The sequence below is a fragment of the Pseudomonas sp. MDT1-17 genome (assembly GCF_054898105.1).
On the sequence record NZ_JBUBVM010000001.1, the window covers coordinates 2,026,276 to 2,043,106 of the forward strand.

General features: G+C 60.7%; 17 protein-coding genes and 1 riboswitch. Of the genes, 4 read left to right on the plus strand and 13 right to left on the minus strand.

Going from position 1 to position 16,831, the window contains the following annotated elements; translation table 11 throughout:
• Positions 1–29: 29 nt before the first annotated feature.
• Genes ACYZTX_RS09280 through ACYZTX_RS09300 form a run of 5 tightly spaced genes read right to left on the minus strand, consistent with a single transcriptional unit; the run spans position 30 to position 4,106 of the window.
• Complete coding sequence (locus ACYZTX_RS09280) at positions 30–671, minus strand: urea amidolyase associated protein UAAP2 (protein WP_462033811.1); 642 nt, start codon at positions 669–671, stop codon at positions 30–32.
• 11 nt (positions 672–682) lie between these two features.
• Complete coding sequence (locus ACYZTX_RS09285) at positions 683–1,408, minus strand: urea amidolyase associated protein UAAP1 (RefSeq protein WP_462033812.1); 726 nt, start codon at positions 1,406–1,408, stop codon at positions 683–685.
• Between the two features lie 13 nt (positions 1,409–1,421).
• Positions 1,422–2,210: an ABC transporter ATP-binding protein gene (locus tag ACYZTX_RS09290; protein WP_462033813.1), complete on the minus strand. Its 789-nt coding sequence runs from the start codon at positions 2,208–2,210 to the stop codon at positions 1,422–1,424.
• Positions 2,207–3,022 (minus strand): ABC transporter permease, encoded by an 816-nt coding sequence (locus tag ACYZTX_RS09295; protein ID WP_462033814.1) that lies wholly within the window; start codon positions 3,020–3,022, stop codon positions 2,207–2,209. Before ACYZTX_RS09295 ends, ACYZTX_RS09290 begins: the two co-directional genes overlap by 4 nt.
• A gap of 16 nt (positions 3,023–3,038) precedes the next feature.
• Entirely contained in the window at positions 3,039–4,106 is a 1,068-nt protein-coding gene (locus ACYZTX_RS09300; protein ID WP_462033815.1) for a putative urea ABC transporter substrate-binding protein, read from the minus strand.
• A 62-nt stretch (positions 4,107–4,168) separates the two neighbouring features.
• A riboswitch (guanidine-I (ykkC/yxkD leader) is annotated at positions 4,169–4,269 on the minus strand.
• Between the two features lie 338 nt (positions 4,270–4,607).
• Here ACYZTX_RS09300 and ACYZTX_RS09305 point away from each other — a divergent pair.
• Entirely contained in the window at positions 4,608–5,078 is a 471-nt protein-coding gene (locus ACYZTX_RS09305; RefSeq protein ID WP_462033816.1) for a hypothetical protein, read from the plus strand.
• Positions 5,079–5,138: 60 nt separating this feature from the next.
• Here the strand turns inward: ACYZTX_RS09305 and ACYZTX_RS09310 are convergent, their stop codons facing one another.
• A complete protein-coding gene (locus ACYZTX_RS09310) occupies positions 5,139–6,242 on the minus strand; it encodes an enoyl-CoA hydratase/isomerase family protein (RefSeq protein ID WP_462033817.1) in 1,104 nt (367 codons plus the stop codon).
• Between the two features lie 132 nt (positions 6,243–6,374).
• Between ACYZTX_RS09310 and ung the strand changes: the two genes are divergently transcribed.
• Positions 6,375–7,067 carry a uracil-DNA glycosylase gene (ung, locus tag ACYZTX_RS09315; RefSeq protein ID WP_462033818.1) on the plus strand — a complete coding sequence of 231 codons (693 nt, stop codon included), beginning with the start codon at positions 6,375–6,377 and terminating at the stop codon, positions 7,065–7,067.
• Positions 7,068–7,170: 103 nt separating this feature from the next.
• On the opposite strand, the gene ACYZTX_RS09320 is transcribed toward ung, so the two are convergent.
• Genes ACYZTX_RS09320 through ACYZTX_RS09340 form a run of 5 tightly spaced genes read right to left on the minus strand, consistent with a single transcriptional unit; the run spans position 7,171 to position 12,535 of the window.
• Complete coding sequence (locus tag ACYZTX_RS09320; protein WP_462033819.1) at positions 7,171–8,211, minus strand: AbrB family transcriptional regulator; 1,041 nt, start codon at positions 8,209–8,211, stop codon at positions 7,171–7,173.
• Entirely contained in the window at positions 8,204–9,706 is a 1,503-nt protein-coding gene (locus ACYZTX_RS09325; protein ID WP_462033820.1) for a tripartite tricarboxylate transporter permease, read from the minus strand. Before ACYZTX_RS09325 ends, ACYZTX_RS09320 begins: the two co-directional genes overlap by 8 nt.
• 1 nt (position 9,707) lies before the next feature.
• Positions 9,708–10,166, minus strand: coding sequence for a tripartite tricarboxylate transporter TctB family protein (locus ACYZTX_RS09330; RefSeq protein WP_462033821.1), 459 nt, complete (start codon positions 10,164–10,166; stop codon positions 9,708–9,710).
• Between the two features lie 59 nt (positions 10,167–10,225).
• Positions 10,226–11,203 (minus strand): Bug family tripartite tricarboxylate transporter substrate binding protein, encoded by a 978-nt coding sequence (locus ACYZTX_RS09335; RefSeq protein ID WP_462033822.1) that lies wholly within the window; start codon positions 11,201–11,203, stop codon positions 10,226–10,228.
• Between the two features lie 39 nt (positions 11,204–11,242).
• Positions 11,243–12,535 (minus strand): OprD family porin, encoded by a 1,293-nt coding sequence (locus tag ACYZTX_RS09340; protein ID WP_462033823.1) that lies wholly within the window; start codon positions 12,533–12,535, stop codon positions 11,243–11,245.
• 221 nt (positions 12,536–12,756) lie between these two features.
• On the opposite strand from ACYZTX_RS09340, the gene ACYZTX_RS09345 reads away from it, so the two are divergent.
• Complete coding sequence (locus tag ACYZTX_RS09345) at positions 12,757–13,428, plus strand: response regulator (protein WP_462033824.1); 672 nt, start codon at positions 12,757–12,759, stop codon at positions 13,426–13,428.
• Positions 13,421–14,806, plus strand: coding sequence for a sensor histidine kinase (locus ACYZTX_RS09350; RefSeq protein ID WP_462033825.1), 1,386 nt, complete (start codon positions 13,421–13,423; stop codon positions 14,804–14,806). The genes ACYZTX_RS09345 and ACYZTX_RS09350 overlap by 8 nt, the downstream gene beginning before the upstream one ends.
• Before the next feature lie 120 nt (positions 14,807–14,926).
• On the opposite strand, the gene ACYZTX_RS09355 is transcribed toward ACYZTX_RS09350, so the two are convergent.
• Both ACYZTX_RS09355 and ygfZ read right to left on the minus strand, forming a co-directional pair.
• The gene (locus ACYZTX_RS09355) at positions 14,927–15,748 is read right to left on the minus strand and encodes an HDOD domain-containing protein (protein ID WP_462033826.1); all 822 of its coding nucleotides are present in this window, start codon (positions 15,746–15,748) and stop codon (positions 14,927–14,929) included.
• A 34-nt stretch (positions 15,749–15,782) separates the two neighbouring features.
• A complete protein-coding gene (gene ygfZ / locus ACYZTX_RS09360; RefSeq protein WP_462033827.1) occupies positions 15,783–16,724 on the minus strand; it encodes a CAF17-like 4Fe-4S cluster assembly/insertion protein YgfZ in 942 nt (313 codons plus the stop codon).
• Positions 16,725–16,831: the final 107 nt, after the last annotated feature.

The window sequence follows — 16,831 nt, forward strand, 5'->3', positions numbered from 1 at the left end:
AAACAACCATCGACGCAACCGCACGAATTTCAGTTCCATACCAATAGCTCCGCAGGGGTTGGGTTGTAGGCATTGCACGGGTTGTTCAGTTGCGGGCAGTTGGAGATCAGCACGATCACGTCCATCTCGGCCCGCAGGTCAACGTATTTGCCCGGCGCCGAGATGCCGTCCTCAAACGTCAGCCCGCCATCCGCCGTGACCGGCACGTTCATGAAGAAGTTGATGTTCGGCCCGATGTCGCCTTTACCCAGTCGTCCGTCGTGGACGCAGGCGCGCAGGTAGTTGTCGCGGCAGCTGTGCATGTAGCGTTTCTCCAGGGCGTAACGCACGGTGTTGCTCTCTTGCGCGCAGGCGCCACCGAGGGTGTCGTGACGCCCGCAGGTGTCGGCGACGATGGTCAGCATCGGTTTGCCGAGGTTGGAATAGAGCACGCTGCCGGTGCTCAGGTAGACGCTGTTCTGCCGGCGCAACGTGCGTTGCACGTCGTAGCGTTCCTTCGGATTTGCCACGCTGTAGAACAACGTGTCGACGGCCTGATTGCCTTCCAGATCGAGGATGCGCAAGGTCTGGCCAGCCTTGACCTCCATCAGCCAGGGTTCGCCGGCGGGAATGGTCGCGCGATAGACCGCAGTGTCTGGATGCTTGTGCGTGGTAGCGATTGCGAGTGACATGGCAGCGATCCTCAGGCGAACAGACGGTCGGTGTTGATGAAGCCGCGCTCGTTTTCCGGGCGCGAGGTGCGGCAGTGTTCGGCGACGCTGGCGTCGGCGTTCATCCAGCAGAGCTTCAGCGGTTTCGGCGCGTACTCAGGCGAAGGATCCATCGGATGCTGCAACGCGGTGAGCACCACCAGCGTGTCCATCGGCGCATACAACTCGATGTAGTCGCCGGCCCTGGAATTGCCTTCGACGAAGTGGAAACGCCCGGCCTCATCGACGTTCACGCGGCTGAACAGGTTGAGCGTCATCAGCAAGTCGGACAGACCGAGGCCCCACTTGCCCAGCTCCACCAACAGGTTGTCGGTGCCGTTGCGGAAGAAGCCGTTGCGCAGTTCCTGATAGCGCCCCGCGCCGTATTTTTCCGCGACCTCTTCAGCACAGAGCACACCGCCGAGGCTGTCGCTCCAGCCACAGGTGTCGGCAGTGATGGCTGCCAGCACGCGGCCCATGTCCGAATACAGGCAATGGCCGGTAGTGAGCTTGGCGGTGTGTTGGCATTTGAGGCTGTCAGGCAGGTTCAGGCGTTCGGTTTTTTCGTTGGCGTTGAGCAGCGTCAGACTGACGTTGGCGCCGCCGCGCAGGTCGGTCAGACGCAGCAGTTGGCCGCGGTTCAGGACGAAGGAACGATGGCCGCCGCCGGGGAGCATTTCCTCGGCGAAGGGCGGGAACAGTTGGGTCGAATCAGTCATGTGCAAAGTCCTCTTAAGCGATGCGAAGCGTGCCTGCCAGCTCAGCCGGCAAGGCGTCGACGGCGGCGCGATGGGCGCGGCGGTCGCTGTTCAAAGGGATGTCGTAAGTGATGCGCGCGCCATAGGCTCCAGGGGCGTGCGGGTCGACGCGAATTTTGTCGAACACCAGCAGGCGGGTGCCGAGGCTGAAACCTTCGGACAGGTCGTGAGTGACCATGAACACCGTCAGTTGCGTCTCGCGCCACAGCTCCAGAAGCAGGCCGTGCATGTCTTTGCGGATGCCCGGATCGAGGGCGCCGAACGGTTCGTCGAGCAGCAGCACGCGCGGCTTCATGATCAGCGCCTGGGCAATGGCCAGTCGTTGTTGCATGCCGCCGGAGAGCTGCGCCGGGTACTTGTCCAGCGAGTGACCGAGGCCGACTTTGTGCAGCAGCACCGAGGCTTGTTCGCGGGCGTCTTTTTTAGCGCTGCCGAACAACCGCCCGAGCAACGGCGAGTGCGGCAGTTCAAGGCCGAGGGCGACGTTGTCCAGCACGGTCAGGTGCGGGAACACCGAGTAGCGCTGGAACACCACGCCACGGCTCGAATCCGGTTCACCGGCCAGGGCTTGGCCGTCGAGCAGAATCTCGCCGCGACTGGCGCGTTCCTGGCCCAGCAATAACCGCAAGAACGTCGACTTGCCGCAACCCGACGCACCGACCAAGGTGCAGAACTCACCCTCGTTGACGTTCAGGTTCAGCCCTTCGAGCACCACCTGGTCGGCGTATTGCTGCCAGACGTTTTTCACCGTGATGAAGCTCATGCGCGGGTCCCCTCATACCAAGGGAACGCACGTTGGGTCAGGCGTTTCAGGCCCCAGTCCATCAGCCAGGCGAGCAGGGTGATCCACACCACGTACGGCAAAATCACGTCCATCGCCAGGTAACGGCGCACCAGGAAAATCCGGTAACCGAGGCCGTCGGTAGAGGCGATGGCTTCGGCGGCGATCAGGAACAACCACGCCGAGCCAAGCATCAACCGCAGCGAGATCAACAAGCGTGGCAACAGTTGCGGCAGCACCACTCGCAGCATCAAGGTCCAGGTCGAAGCACCGAGGGTCTGGGCCTTGATCAGCAACTCGACCGGTATCTCACGGGCACGTTGTTCCAGATCACGAGCGAGGCACGGGGTGATGCCGATCACGATCAGCATCACTTTCGACAATTCCCCCAGCCCGAACACGATGAACAGAATCGGCAGAATCGCCAGCGGCGGCACCATCGACAGCACCGTCAGCAACGGCGACAACGGCGCGCCAAACAGTGGCAACGCCCCGGCGGCGATGCCCAGGCACAGCCCGGCCAGCGCACTGATGCCGAGGCCGATAGCCAGGCGTCGCAGGCTGGAAGCGGTGTCTTGCCACAGTAAATAGTCACCGGTGCGACTGTCGGCGGTGAAAGCCAGGCGTTTCACTGCGTCGGTCATCTGCACGGCGCTCGGCAGCAGCTTGTCGTTGGGGTTGTCCGTCAGCCGCTCGGCCGAGCCCATGAAGTAGGCGAACAGCACCAGGGCGAACGGCAGGATCACCAACAGCAGGCGACTCGGGCGATCCGGGTGGCGATTGATCAGGCGCATGGCCAGGTCCTCCTGATTACAGCTTGGCGTCGGCGGCCATCTGCACGTAGGTCGGGTCGAAGCGCAGCTTGAGGTTGGTCTTGTCGCCGCTGGTCACGCCATTGGCGAACGCCATGCCGACCGCGCTGGTGTCCTTGGCGCCTTCACCGAGCAAGCCGTGCTGGAATGAGAATTCGGCCACCTTGCGCATGGTTTCCGGCAGTTGCTTGCTGGTGGAGAACACCAGGGCTTCTTTGGGTGTGGCGAACAATTTGGTGGTATCGAGTTGCGACTGGAAACCGGCGAGATCGGTGCCCGACGCTTTGGCCATGTGTTCGAGAGCGGTTTTGCTGGCGGCATTTTTCGCGTTCATCAACTCGACCACTTCAAACCAGGCGCCGGTCAGCGCTTTGCCCAGCGCCGGGTTATCTTTGAGGGTGGCGCTGTTGACCACCATCATGTCCATGATTTCGCCGGGGACCTGGCTGGAGTTGAAGACTTCGGTCACACCGGGCTTGGCCTTGATGTCCGAAAGCATCGGGTTCCAGGTGGTGACGGCGTTGACCTGATCGGTGTTGAAGGCGGCCGAGATGTCGGCGTCGGAGGTGTTGACCACTTTCAGGTCTTTCTCGGTGAGATCGACCGAATCCAGCGCCCGGGCCAGCAGGTAGTGGGAGACGGACAGCTCGACCAGATTGACGTCCATGCCCTTGAGGTCGGTGACTTTCTTGCCTTCGCCCTTGAGTACGATGCCGTCGTTGCCGTTGGAGAAGTCGCTGACGATCAGCGCAGTGCTGTCGACGCCACCGGCCGCCGGAATGGTCAGCGCATCCATGTTGGTCATGGTGCAGCCGTCGAATTGGCCAGCGGTGTATTGGTTGATGGATTCGACGTAGTCATTGAGTTGCACGACATCGATCTTGATGCCGTACTTCTTCGCCCATTTATCGACGATGCCTTGGCTGCCAGCGTATTCCCAGGGCATCCAGCCGGCGTAGATGGTCCAGCAGACGCTGAAGTGGTCTTTTTGTACGGCCTGGGACGAGACGCTCACGAGGGCTGCGAAAGCAGCGGCGAGCAGGGCGGGTAAACGAAGCTTGAGCATGGGTGGTTCTCCAGTTGATCAAGGGCGGGCAGGAGTCAACGCGGCACCGCGAACGGTGGCTTGTCTCCCGGGCTTTTGTCCCGCCGTGTAACCTCAACTGGAGGTCGCCAACTCTCGGACCAGCCACTCGCCTTAGCGAGCCGGAACCCTAGTCAGCCATTGCAAATTGTGGTGCCGCGAACCTGTGATGACTCCTGCACGGGTTTGCTAAAGCGAGAGCCGTGCCAAGTCGGCTTGAGCGCTCTGGCTCGGGCGATTACGGGGTCGGCGCTTTTGGACGCGGAAGGTGTGTTGCCTTGTGATGGTGCGTGCTGCACCGCAATGGAACGTGTTGATCGCTGATCTGAAGATGAAAAACCTTTCATCGGCGACTTGTTTCAGTGTGTTTCGCGAACGCACCAGATTTCGAATTCGATGTCTGATCTTTCGACAGTCACCGAATAATTGACTGTCGCCTGCCAGCGTCGCTGGTGTGGCTCACTCGCGGTCCAGGAGGCCGCCATGCTCTGTCGAACGAAGCTCGGCCAAATTCTTCTGATTGCTGTATTGGGATTGTCTCTTGGTGCATGCGTGCCCTATTCCGATGGAGGAGCCAGTTACTACAGTTCCGAGGTCTATACCTCGCCAGCGCCAGCCTATTATTCCGGTGGCGGATCTTACTATTCAGGTGACGGCGGTTATTACACGCAACCTCGCCGGTACTACGCACCGCCAGCGCGGTATTACCAGCCAACACCGCGGTATTACCACCAGCCACGGGTTTATCAACCGGCACCACGTTATTACCAGTCGCAACGAGGCGACTATCGGTCCCATCAGAATCACGGTTGGGATGGCCGTAACCGCGGCGGTCGGTACAACGACTATCGCGGACATGGCGGGCGGGACAATCGTGGCGGACGAGGCGATCACAACGGACGAGGTGATTACAACGGTCGCGGCGATCACGATGGCCGAGGCGGCCACCGTTAAACACTCATAAAAAAAGCGGCGCATGAAGCGCCGCTTTTTTATGCCCGGATTTCAGGACGCCTACAGGTCGGCCAGCGGATGCCGGCCTTCCCAGGCCTTTTGGAAATGCGCTTCTACCACCGCATCCGGCACGTTGTTAATGTCCGACCAGTGCCAGTGAGGTTTGTGATCCTTGTCGATCAACCGCGCGCGCACGCCTTCGCTGAACTCCGGATGACGGCAGCAGTTGAGGCTCATGGTGTATTCCATCTGAAAGACTTGAGCCAACGACAGGTGCCGGGCGCGGGCAATCTGCTCCCACACCAGATGAGCGGTCAGGGGCGAGCCTTCGCTCATGGTTTTCGCGGCACGGCTGAGGAGCAGATCCGTGTTGTCGCGCAGCTGGCTGATGGCCTTCCAGGCGCAGCGCACGTCACTGACATCCAGCAGCTCATCGATCTGCTGGCGTCGTGGCAGCCACTGGGCTTCGGGCATTTGCGCAAGTGCTTCCTGCTGCAACGCCTTGAGCAGGCTGTTGAGCTGCATCGGCGTCTGTTCCTGCCAGTTCAATTGCAGCAGGCCTTCCATCAGCTTTTCTTGCTGTTCATCGAGCAGGAAACGGTCGGCAAGATCCAGATCGATCGCATCGCGACCGTTCATATGGGCGCCGGTCAATCCGAGGAATAATCCGAGCTTGCCGGGCAGGCGCGACAGAAACCAACTGGCCCCGACATCCGGGTACAAACCGATACTGATCTCCGGCATCGCCAGGCGGCTGCTTGGCGTGACAATCCGGATGCTCGCCCCTTGCAGCAGCCCCATGCCGCCGCCGAGCACATAGCCATGCCCCCAGCAGATCAGCGGTTTAGGGTACGTGTGCAGATTGAAGTCCAGGCGATATTCCGCCGCAAAGAAGTGTGCGGCCAACGGCGGCACTTCGCCGGGATGGGCGCGACAGGCTTCCACCAGGCTGCGGACTTCACCGCCGGCGCAAAAGGCCTTGGTGCCTTTGCCACGCAACACGACGCAGACGATTTGCGGCTCTTTGGCCCAGGTGTCCAGTTGATCGCGCAAGGCGTTGATCATCGGCAAGGACAGGGCATTGAGGGACTTTTCGGCATCCAGGCTGGCAACGCCGATGCGGGCGCCGTCGGTGCCGGTGAGTTCTTCGAAGTGCAGATTCATCGTGACCTCGATTCGGAATTTGAGCGTTCAGTATGATCGCTATGCAGGAAAGTGCCGGATCTGCGTCAGATCAATTGACAAGCGTGATGGGCTTTCCTAGGGTTCGCTCCATTGTTTTTGCCGGATGTAACCATGACTGCTGACGACCGTATCAAACTCGAACCGAGCTGGAAGGAGGCACTGCGTGCCGAATTCGACCAGCCCTACATGGCAGAGTTGCGCAACTTCCTGCAAGAAGAGCGCGCGGCAGGCAAGGAAATCTACCCGCCGGGACCGATGATTTTCAATGCGCTCAATTCGACGCCGCTGGATAAGGTCAAAGTCGTCATTCTCGGCCAGGACCCGTACCACGGTCCGGGGCAGGCCCACGGCTTGTGCTTCTCGGTACAACCGGGCGTACCGGCGCCGCCGTCATTGGTGAACATCTATAAAGAGTTGAAACGTGACCTGAACATCGACATCCCGAGTCACGGCTGCCTGCAAAGCTGGGCCGACCAGGGCGTGCTGATGATCAACACCACCATGACCGTGGAACGCGCCAACGCCAATGCGCACAAGGACAAGGGATGGCAGTTTTTCACGGATCGGATCATTGAAGTGGTCAGCCAACAGCAACCGCATCTGGTGTTCATGCTGTGGGGCGCCCATGCCCAGAGCAAGCAGAAACTGATCGACGCCACCAAGCATCTGGTGCTGACCTCAGTGCATCCATCACCGTTGTCCGCTTATCGCGGCTTTCTGGGCTGTGGGCACTTCAGCCGAACCAATAAGTATCTTGAGCAGAATGGCGAGACGCCGATCGAATGGCGGTTGCCGCCAGTTTGATGCGTTGACCGAGTTGGCCCCCTTCGCGACCAGGCTCGCTCCCACAAGGATCACGCGAACCCTGTGGGAGCGAGCCTGCTCGCGAAGGGGGCGACTCGGTCTTTCAGACAGAATCCGGCACCCGATTCCAATACTTGAACAACGGCTCCGCCAGAAACAATACAAACAACAGCCGCATCACCTGCATCGCCGTCACCAGCGGCACCGACAATTGCAGGGTCTCCGCCGTCAGGCTCATCTCCGCGATCCCGCCGGGCATCATGCCTAGCGTCAGCGAACGCAAATCCAGGTGGGTCAGCGCACTCAACCCCAATGCCGCCAGCGTGGCGATCAACATGGTGAGCGCCGTGCCGATCAAGGTCCGGCCCATGAACGACGGGGCGCGACGGAAAAACTGCCGATTGAAGTGACACCCCAACCCGCTGCCAATCAGCCACTGGCCGATCTGGCTGCCGCCGTTGGGCAAACCGATGTGCAGGTCCCAACCGATACTCACCGCCGCACTCACCAGCAACGGCCCGAACAGCCACGGATTGGGTTGACGCAGGCGCTCCCAGAGCCACGCCGCCAAGGCGCCCGCCGGGAAGAGAAGAGCGAGCCACCACCCGTTGACGGTAGTCGGATGAAAAATCGGTGCGCCGTCACCCAGCAAGTACTTGAACGCCGCTGGCACACACAGCACCACCACCAACACCCGCAGACTTTGCCCCGCCGCAACACGACTGAGCACCGCGCCGTTACGCGCGCCGAGGTTGACCATCTCCCCGGAACCGCCCGGCATGCTGGAAAAGAACGCCGTAGCGCGATCTTCACCGGTACGCCGCATCAACCAGACCCCGACCACGGCCGACAGGCTGGTGACCAACGCACCGAAGAAAATCAGACCGAAGTGGCTCAGGACCTGCTCCATCACCACCGGGGTGAAGTGCAGGCCGATGCCGATACCGACAATCCACTGGCCGCACTTGCGGCCGCCAGGGATTTCCGCCAATTGCCAGGGTGTCAGGCAGCGCACCAGGATGATCGCCAGCAACGAGCCGACCATCCACGGCAGCGGCCAGCCGATCTGGCTGGCCAGGTAACCGCCCAGCGCGCCGACCAGCGGCGTACCCCACCAGGCTTTGAAGGGTGTTCGATCAGACATCGGCAATAGCGCGCCGGGTGACTGAACGTTTGCGCCAGATCCGCAGCAGTGGCATCAGCAGCATGATTGCAGTGAGCACCCAGCAACCGAACGTGATCGGGCTCGACCAGAGGATTTCCAGCGCACCGTTGGAAATCGACAGGGCGCGACGCAGGTTCTGCTCCATCAGGCCGCCGAGAATGAAGCCCAACAGGACCGGCGACAACGGGAAGTCCAGCTTGCGCAGGATGTAACCGAAGATGCCGATGCCGATCATCAGGAACAAGTCGAAGGTGGTGGCATGCACCGCGTAGACGCCGATCCCGGTGATGATCGCAATCACTGGCACCAGCGCCCAGTTCGGCACGGCAAGGATGCGGGTGAAGATGCGGATCATCGGGATGTTGAGGATCACCAGCATGATGTTGGCGACGAACAACGATGCGATCAGGCCCCAGACAATGTCGGGTTGCTGTTGGAACAGCAGCGGACCCGGGGTGATGTTGTACAGCGACAGAGCGCCGATCATCACCGCCGTGGTGCCCGAGCCCGGAACACCGAGGGTCAGCATCGGCACCAGGGCACCGCAGGCTGCGCCACCGATGGCGGTTTCCGGCGCCGCGAGGCCACGCATGTCGCCTTGTCCGAACGTACCCTTGGCCCCGGCGATACGTTTTTCGGTCATGTAGGCCACGGCACTGGCCAGTGTTGCGCCGGCACCCGGCAGAACGCCCATGATGAATCCGAGCAGACCGCAACGGATGTTCACCATGAACACCGCGGACGCTTCCTTGAAGTTGAACATCATCCGGCCGGTCGCTTTCACCGCTTCCTGGCCGCGATGGGTTTTTTCCAGCAGCAGAAGGATTTCACTGATGGAGAACAAGCCCAGTACCAGCACCACGAACTGAATGCCGTCAGTCAAATGGATGTTGTCCCCGGTGAAACGGTACACGCCGCTGTTGGCATCGATCCCGACGGTCGACAAAAACAAACCGATCAGCGCAGCGATAAAGGTCTTCAGTGGTCGATCACCGGCCATGCCGCCCAGGCAGACAATCGCGAACACCATCAGCACGAAATACTCCGCCGGTCCAAAGGCTATCGCCCATTTCGCCAGCAGCGGGGCGAACAGCACCATGCCGCACGTAGCGATGAACGCACCGATGAACGAACTCCACGCCGACAGCGACAACGCTACACCGGCCAGACCCTTGCGGGCCATCGGGTAACCGTCGAGGGTGGTCATGACGGTGGAGGCTTCGCCCGGAATGTTCAGCAGGATCGAACTGATCCGGCCGCCGTATTCACAACCCAGGTACACCGCCGCCAGCAGAATCAGCGCCGACTCCGGTGGCAGACCGAGGGCGAACGCGATCGGAATCAGCAACGCTACGCCGTTGATCGGGCCCAGGCCTGGCAACAGCCCGACGACGGTGCCGATCAGCGCGGTCACCAGGTTGTACGGGCTCAGCGCGACGCCGAAGCCCTGACCCAAATAGCCAAGAGTATCCATATCAGTTCTCCAGAACGTCGAGCACGCCCAGCGGCAGTGGCACGTCCATCACTTTGTCGAACAGCAGATAAAGACCGATGGCCATCAGGCTGATGATCACGGTACTGGGCAGCCAGCGGCCGCCATACAGGCGTGCCATAGGGATGCCGATCAGAATGCTGGCGACGATGAAACCAAGGGGTTCGAAGGTCCCGGCGAACATCAGCAACAGCACGACGCAGATGCCGATTTTGGTCAGGGTTTCACGGTCGAGTTTCGGGTCGTCGTCGCTGTGCACGATCGGCGTCGGCCGAAACACCATGTACAGCAAACCAAGGCCCATCAGGCCGAGCATCAACAGCGGGAAGGCTCGCGGCCCCACCGGTTCGTAGGAAAAAGACGCTTGATACGGCCACGCCATCAGCGCCAGGCCAACACAGGCCAGCAACAGCACCGAAGCGAAAATGCGTTGTATGAGCATGGGAAACTCCTGCGCCGCGGCCCCACAGAACGGGGGCCACAGCCGCTAGACAGAGGCGATCACTGAATCAGGCCGAACTCTTTGGCCAGCACTTTGTAGTCCGCGACCTGCTTCTTCACGTAGGTGTCCAGCTCCGGGCCGGTCATGGCGAACGGGAAGAGCTCTCGTTGATCACGCAGCTTGGCGAACTCGTCGGAAGCCAGCAGCTTGTCAAAGGCGTCTTTCCACCAGGCGTAGTCTTCATCGCTGACTTTTGGCCCGAGGTAGAAGCCGCGTACCACTGGCCAGACGATGTCGTAGCCTTGCTCTTTGGCGGTCGGAATATCTTTCATTTCCGGCTCGTCCAGACGCTTCTCGGAGAACACCGCCAGCAGGCGCATGTCCCCGCTCTGGATGTGCGGCATGGAGTCGGAGATGTCGGTGCTGCCAACCTGGATGTGGCCGCCGAGCAGGGCGGTGGCGATTTCACCGCCGCCTTCGAGGGCGACGTAACGCAGGTCGCGCGGGTTGATCCCGGCAGCCTTGGCGATCAGGGCGGTTTGCATCCAGTCCTGGCTGCCGACGGTGCCGCCGGAGCCGATCACCACTTTGCTCGGATCTTTCTTCAACGCCTGAACCAGATCGTCCAGGGTCTTGTAAGGCGAATCGCTTTTCACCGCGATGGCGCCATAGCTTGTTCCAACCGCCGCCAGCCAGCGCACGGCGTTTTCATCGAAACGACCGAACTTGCCTTGGGCCAGGTTCAGCAGCGAACCGCTGGACCACGCCACCAGCGTACCGGCGTCGGCAGGACGCTGAGCGACTACCGCGTTGTAGGCCACCGCGCCAACACCGCCGGGCATGTAGGTCACGCGCATCGGTTTGGTCAGCAGCTTCTGATTGACCAGCGCGCTTTGCGCCAGTTTGCAGGTCAGGTCGAAACCGCCACCTGGCGAGGCCGGGGCGATGCATTCCGGGCGTTTGGGCTCGGCCATCAGTTGGCCGGCGAACAGCACACAGCTGGCGGCGAGAGCAACTTTACGCAGTGATAAGGTCATTTGAGTCTCCACGAGAATTATTGTTATTGGATGTGATGTTTACCAAAGGGCAACGCTATAGCTCACCAGCAAACGCACTTCATCGGCATCGCGGGCGGAGTAATTGGAGCGGTAGGTGGCATTGCGCAGGCGCACGGCGACGTCCTTGAGCGCGCCGCTTTGTACGACATATTTGATCTCGGTGTTGCGTTCCCACTCTTTGCCTTCGTCACCGTTCTTGAGCTTGATGTTGTCGCCGCTCAGGTAACGGCTCATGAAACTCAGGCCGGGGAGACCGAGTTTGGCGAAGTCATAGTCGTAGCGTGCTTGCCAGGAACGCTCTTCGGCGCCGGCAAAGTCGTTGATCTGCACGAAGTTGACCAGGTACGGGTCGGCGCCATCAACATAGGGGAACGCGCTGTCACCGGACATGTGCTGATAACCGGCGCTGAACTTATGCCCGCTCAAGGCGTAGCTCACCAGACCGCTCAGGGATTTGTTGTCGATCTTGCCGCCACGGGCCGCGCCTTGGTCATCACTGATGGCCAGTCGCAGGTCGGTGCCGAAAGTGCCAGGGCCGAACGGCTGCGAGGCGACGACGCCGAGGAAGTGTTGGTTATAGACTTCATCGAGTTGCGCGAAGTGGTAGCTGCCGGTGATTTTGTCGGTGAACTTGTAGTCCACGCCGCCAAAATCGAAGTGCTTGCCAGCGGCGGTGCCGGCAAAACGGCTGTTCTTGTTGTTGAGGGCAATGTCCTCGAAGTCAGTGCTGTCGCGGTCCTTGGCTTTCTCGAGACGGCCGCCGGTGAAGGTCAGGTTCTTGATCTCTTTGGAGGTCAGCAGGCCGCCTTCAAAGGTCTGCGGCAGGATGCGTCCGTCGTTGGGCTTGAGGATTGGCAACTCCGGAATCAGGCTGCCGATTTTAAGTTCCGTCGCCGAGATTTTCACTTTGCCGGTCAGGCCCAGTTTGGAGTACTCATCAGCCGCGCGGCCGTCATCGTGGGTTGGCAGCAAACCGGTACCGGTGCGGTCCGGACTCGAATCGAGTTTGACCCCCAGCATACCCAGCGCATCGACACCGAACCCCACGGTGCCGTCGGTGTAACCCGATTGCAGATTGAGCATGAAGCCTTGTGCCCACTCGTCACGCCTGGATTGCTGGGCGCTGGTACCGTCGCGAAAATCGCGGTTGAAATACATATTGCGGGTTTCGAGGGTTGCCGTACTGTCTTCGAAAAAAGCAGCCTGGCTCAACGGCGAAAAGCCGGCGAAGGCGGCGGCACTGGCGAGGACGGTCTGGCTGAGGCGGGGAAAACGAGCAGGCGGGCGAGACTGAAGCTGCATGGACAGCATAGTGTAGTGCTCCGTTTATTGTTCTTATTGGCGAAAACGCTTCGTGGCGTTTTTCGTATCGCGACGGCAGTCGAAACTGAACGTGGCCTGACTCTAACGGGCTAACCTTTCGCTAACCTTTCAGCTGGCAATCAGCGTTTTTGCGCTTCACAGCGGCAGATGCGGCTGTAAACTCCGCGCCAAAGAATGGCGTCGACCATCCCTGAATGAGGTAAAGATCCATGCGTGTTCTGCTCGTCGAAGACCATCTGCAGCTCGCCGAAAGTGTCGCCCAGGCGCTCAAGAGCACCGGGTTGACCGTGGATGTGCTGCACGACGGTGTGGCGGCCGACCTGGCGTTGAGCAGCGAGGAATACGCCATGGCGATCCTCGACGTCGGCCTGCCGCGCATGGATGGTTTCGAAGTGCTGGCGCGCCTGCGGGCACGGGGCAAGAACCTGCCGGTGTTGATGTTGACCGCTCGCAGCGACGTCAAGGATCGGGTCCATGGCCTGAACCTCGGCGCTGACGATTACCTGGCCAAACCTTTCGAACTGACCGAACTCGAAGCCCGTGTCAAAGCCTTGCTGCGCCGCAGTGTGCTCGGCGGTGAACGCCAGCAGCGCTGCGGCGTGCTGGCCTATGACCTGGACACTCGGCGCTTCACCCTCGGCGAAGAATTGCTGACCCTGACCTCTCGCGAACAGGCAGTACTCGAAGCGCTGATCGCCCGACCCGGTCGGGTGATGAGCAAGGAGCAACTGGCTGCGCAGGTGTTCGGCCTGGACGAAGAGGCCAGCCCCGACGCCATCGAGATCTATGTCCATCGCCTGCGCAAGAAGCTCGACGGTCAACCGGTCGTCATCGTGACCTTCCGCGGTCTCGGCTACTTGCTGGAAAGCCGTGATGCATAAGCCCAGCAGCCTGCGCTGGCGGTTGCTGTGGAATCTGGCGCTGTTGCTGGTGGTGTTAATGCTGGCGAGTGGTTTGAGCGCGTACTGGAACGGTCGCGAAGCCGCCGACACCGCCTATGACCGGACCTTGCTGGCGTCGGCGCGGACTATCGCCGCCGGTGTCTCTCAGCGCGACGGCACGCTGAGCGCTGACGTGCCGTATGTGGCCCTCGATACCTTCGCGTACGACAGCGCGGGGCGAATTTTCTACCTGGTCAACGACATCAATCAGAAACTGATCTCCGGTTACGAAAACCTTCCGCCGCCGCCACCAGGGACGCCGCGCACCGATGACTATCCGGCACTGGCGCGCTTCTATAACGCCCAGTATCAGGGACAGAACGTACGCGTAGTGAGCCTGCTTAAACCTGTGAGCGAGCCGAACATGAACGGCATGGCGGAAATTCGCGTGGCGGAAACCGATGAAGCGCGGGTCAGCATGGCCCGCAGTCTGGCAGCGGACACGCTGTTGCGTCTGGGCATGCTGGCGATCGGTGCGCTGTTGATGGTGTGGTTTGCAGTCAGCGCGGCGCTGCGTCCGCTGGAACGCTTGCGCACGGCGGTTGAGGAGCGACAGTCGGACGATCTGCGGCCGTTGCCGCTGGTGGAGGTGCAGCACGAATTGTGGCCCTTGGTGCGCGCGCTCAATCATTTTACCGAGCGTCTGCGCGAGCAGTTCGAGCGTCAGGCGCAGTTCATCGCCGATGCCGCCCATGAATTGCGCACGCCCCTGGCGGCGCTCAAGGCGCGACTCGAACTGGGTCTGCGTTCGAGCGAACCGCAAACCTGGCGCAGTACGTTGGAAACCGCCGCCCAAGGCACGGACCGATTGACCCACCTTGCCAATCAATTGCTCTCGCTGGCACGGGTCGAAAATGGTGCTCGGGCCATTGCCGAGGGTGGCGCGCAGTTGCTTGACCTCAGTCAGCTGGCTCGCGAACTCGGCATGGCCATGGCACCGCTGGCCCACGCACGCGGTGTGGCGTTGGCGCTGGAAGCGGACGAACCCGTCTGGTTGCGCGGCGAGCCGACGCTGTTGAACGAACTGTTGAGCAATCTGGTGGATAACGCGCTGGCCCATACACCGCCGGGCGGCAATGTCATTCTTCGGGTCACGGCACCGGCCGTGCTGGAGGTCGAGGACGATGGCCCGGGGATTCCTCTTGAAGAGCGCGAACGGGTGTTCGAGCGCTTTTACCGGCGCAACCAGCAGGTGGCCGGTTCGGGGTTGGGGCTGGCGATTGTCGGCGAGATCTGCCGCGCACACCTGGCGCAGATCAGCCTGCACGACGGCGAGCAGGCGGGGCTGAAGGTGCGGGTGAGTTTTATTGCGGGGTAGTTTTGTGGTGTCTGGACTGGCCTCATCGCGAGCAAGCTCGCTCCCACAGGGATCTTCGGTGTGACATAGATTCAGTGTGGGAGCGGGCTTGCTCGCGAAGGGCGCGATGCGGTCTCTTGATCAATAAAACATCGACCGCGACTCTTCCAGATCGCGGCACATCGCCTCGTTTTCCGGATCAATCCCCAGCTTCTTGAACGCCGGCACGCTGAATGCGTCGATACGGGCGAGGGGATGGTCGGTGTCCTTGTGGCAATACAGGCTGGCCACTTGCACCAGATCGACATAATCGACCCGCTTGGACTCTCGCTTGAAGTCCAGATAAAGCCCCGGCACCTGTACCAGCATTTCCGGAAACTCCCAGACCCTGAGCAATTTGTCGCCGATCCACGGATGAATCTGATCGATCACATGGTTGAGGCTGACTGCGTCAGACAGCAGTTCATAGTGATCTTCGGCGTAGGTCAGGATCGGTAGCACACCGATCTGATGCACCAGTCCGCCGAGAGCGGCCTGATCGGGTTTCAGTTGGGTGTAGCGTCGGCACAGGGCGTAGCTGACTCCGGCGATTTCCAGGCTTTTACGCCAGACTTCGCGCATTTTCTGTTCCACCACCTCGGAGCGGGCATGGAAAATTTGCTCCATGACCAGACCGATGGCCAGGTTGCTGCTGTAATTGACGCCCAGTCGAGTGATCGCGGTGTGCAGATCAGTGACTTCCTGAGTCGCGCGCAACAGCGGGCTATTGACCACTTTGATCAGACGCGCCGACAGCGCAGTATCGCGGCCGATCACTTTGCTCAAGGTACTGACACTGATTTCCGGGTCTTCTGCGGCCTTGCGAATCTGTAGGGCCACTTCCGGCAACGTTGGCAGAACCAGGTCATCGTTATCGATGGCCGCAACCAAATCCTGTTGGACCTTTTCCGCCAGCTCGCTCATTTCGTTTCTCTAGGTGTTGCGACAAGTGCTGCCGTTAACGCTGGATTTCGCTATCGCGATCCAGTTTGTACGGCAGGTCGAGCAGGTGCAGGGCTGGCCCATCGAGCGCGCCCAGATGGATATCGCCACCTTCTGCTGCTTCGGCTTGCAGCACGGCCAGGAGTTCAATGTTTTGCTCGGCGAGGGCGGCCAACACCACTTCACCAATAGAACTGCCGTGAGTTGGGGAGAACAATGCTGTGCCAGGTTCAGGCAACGCGTTGGCATCCAGTTTCAGGCGATACAAGCGGCGCTTCAGCTTGCCCAAATACTGCATGCGCGCGACGATTTCCTGACCTGTGTAGCAACCTTTCTTGAAGCTCACGCCACCCACGGCTTGCAGATTGAGCATCTGCGGGATGAACAACTCGCGAGTGCTCGGCATGACCTGACCGATCCCTGCGCGGATCTGGCCCAGCAGCCATTGATTCAGATCGCCTTCGGACAACAGGGCGGACAGCTTGCCCTTGATGAGGTCTGCCTGGTCCGCGGCGACCCAGAGTTCGGCGCGGTCCGGCGAGACGCGAATGGCGATCAGACCTTCATTGCGCGCGACGCTGTCGGTGTCTGCGGGAAGCTCAAGACCGAGACTGGTCAGTGCAGCATCGCCATGGTCGACGCCGAAGCGGACCCACGCAGCGCTTTCGTCGGTCAGTTTGGATTTGGAAAACACCGCGTACTTTTTCAGGTCCGCCAGTTGCGGCTCCAGCAACTCGGTGGCCATGGCCATCAGAACGCCGTCACCTTCCAGCAGGATGCGGAAACTCGACTGCATCCGGCCTTTCTGCGTGCAGCGAGCGCCCAGACTGGCCTGGGTTTCGCTCAGGTAATTGAGGTTGCAGGTCAATTGGCCTTGCAGGAATTTGCTGGCATCCGCGCCGCGTACTGCGAGAACGCCTTCATGAGACAGGGTGCAGAAAAAAGCAGAATCGGCCATGGGTCATCGCAGGGTAAAGAGTCTGGGGGACATCATAAGGGGGCGCTCTCGAAATGGGTAGTTCACAAAGGATCGTTGGTGGCCGACCAAAGCCGAGTGTCCGACTC

Coding starts and splice junctions, on each gene's coding strand:
- ACYZTX_RS09285 (WP_462033812.1), bottom strand. CDS start 1,408: ATGACTGATTCGACCCAACTGTTCCCGCCCTTCGCCGAGGAAATGCTC.
- ACYZTX_RS09320 (WP_462033819.1), bottom strand. CDS start 8,211: ATGTCTGATCGAACACCCTTCAAAGCCTGGTGGGGTACGCCGCTGGTC.
- ACYZTX_RS09350 (WP_462033825.1), top strand. CDS start 13,421: ATGCATAAGCCCAGCAGCCTGCGCTGGCGGTTGCTGTGGAATCTGGCG.
- ACYZTX_RS09280 (WP_462033811.1), bottom strand. CDS start 671: ATGTCACTCGCAATCGCTACCACGCACAAGCATCCAGACACTGCGGTC.
- ACYZTX_RS09355 (WP_462033826.1), bottom strand. CDS start 15,748: ATGAGCGAGCTGGCGGAAAAGGTCCAACAGGATTTGGTTGCGGCCATC.
- ACYZTX_RS09310 (WP_462033817.1), bottom strand. CDS start 6,242: ATGAATCTGCACTTCGAAGAACTCACCGGCACCGACGGCGCCCGCATC.
- ACYZTX_RS09340 (WP_462033823.1), bottom strand. CDS start 12,535: ATGCTGTCCATGCAGCTTCAGTCTCGCCCGCCTGCTCGTTTTCCCCGC.
- ACYZTX_RS09330 (WP_462033821.1), bottom strand. CDS start 10,166: ATGCTCATACAACGCATTTTCGCTTCGGTGCTGTTGCTGGCCTGTGTT.
- ygfZ (WP_462033827.1), bottom strand. CDS start 16,724: ATGGCCGATTCTGCTTTTTTCTGCACCCTGTCTCATGAAGGCGTTCTC.
- ACYZTX_RS09345 (WP_462033824.1), top strand. CDS start 12,757: ATGCGTGTTCTGCTCGTCGAAGACCATCTGCAGCTCGCCGAAAGTGTC.
- ACYZTX_RS09295 (WP_462033814.1), bottom strand. CDS start 3,022: ATGCGCCTGATCAATCGCCACCCGGATCGCCCGAGTCGCCTGCTGTTG.
- ACYZTX_RS09300 (WP_462033815.1), bottom strand. CDS start 4,106: ATGCTCAAGCTTCGTTTACCCGCCCTGCTCGCCGCTGCTTTCGCAGCC.
- ACYZTX_RS09290 (WP_462033813.1), bottom strand. CDS start 2,210: ATGAGCTTCATCACGGTGAAAAACGTCTGGCAGCAATACGCCGACCAG.
- ACYZTX_RS09325 (WP_462033820.1), bottom strand. CDS start 9,706: ATGGATACTCTTGGCTATTTGGGTCAGGGCTTCGGCGTCGCGCTGAGC.
- ACYZTX_RS09335 (WP_462033822.1), bottom strand. CDS start 11,203: ATGACCTTATCACTGCGTAAAGTTGCTCTCGCCGCCAGCTGTGTGCTG.
- ung (WP_462033818.1), top strand. CDS start 6,375: ATGACTGCTGACGACCGTATCAAACTCGAACCGAGCTGGAAGGAGGCA.
- ACYZTX_RS09305 (WP_462033816.1), top strand. CDS start 4,608: ATGCTCTGTCGAACGAAGCTCGGCCAAATTCTTCTGATTGCTGTATTG.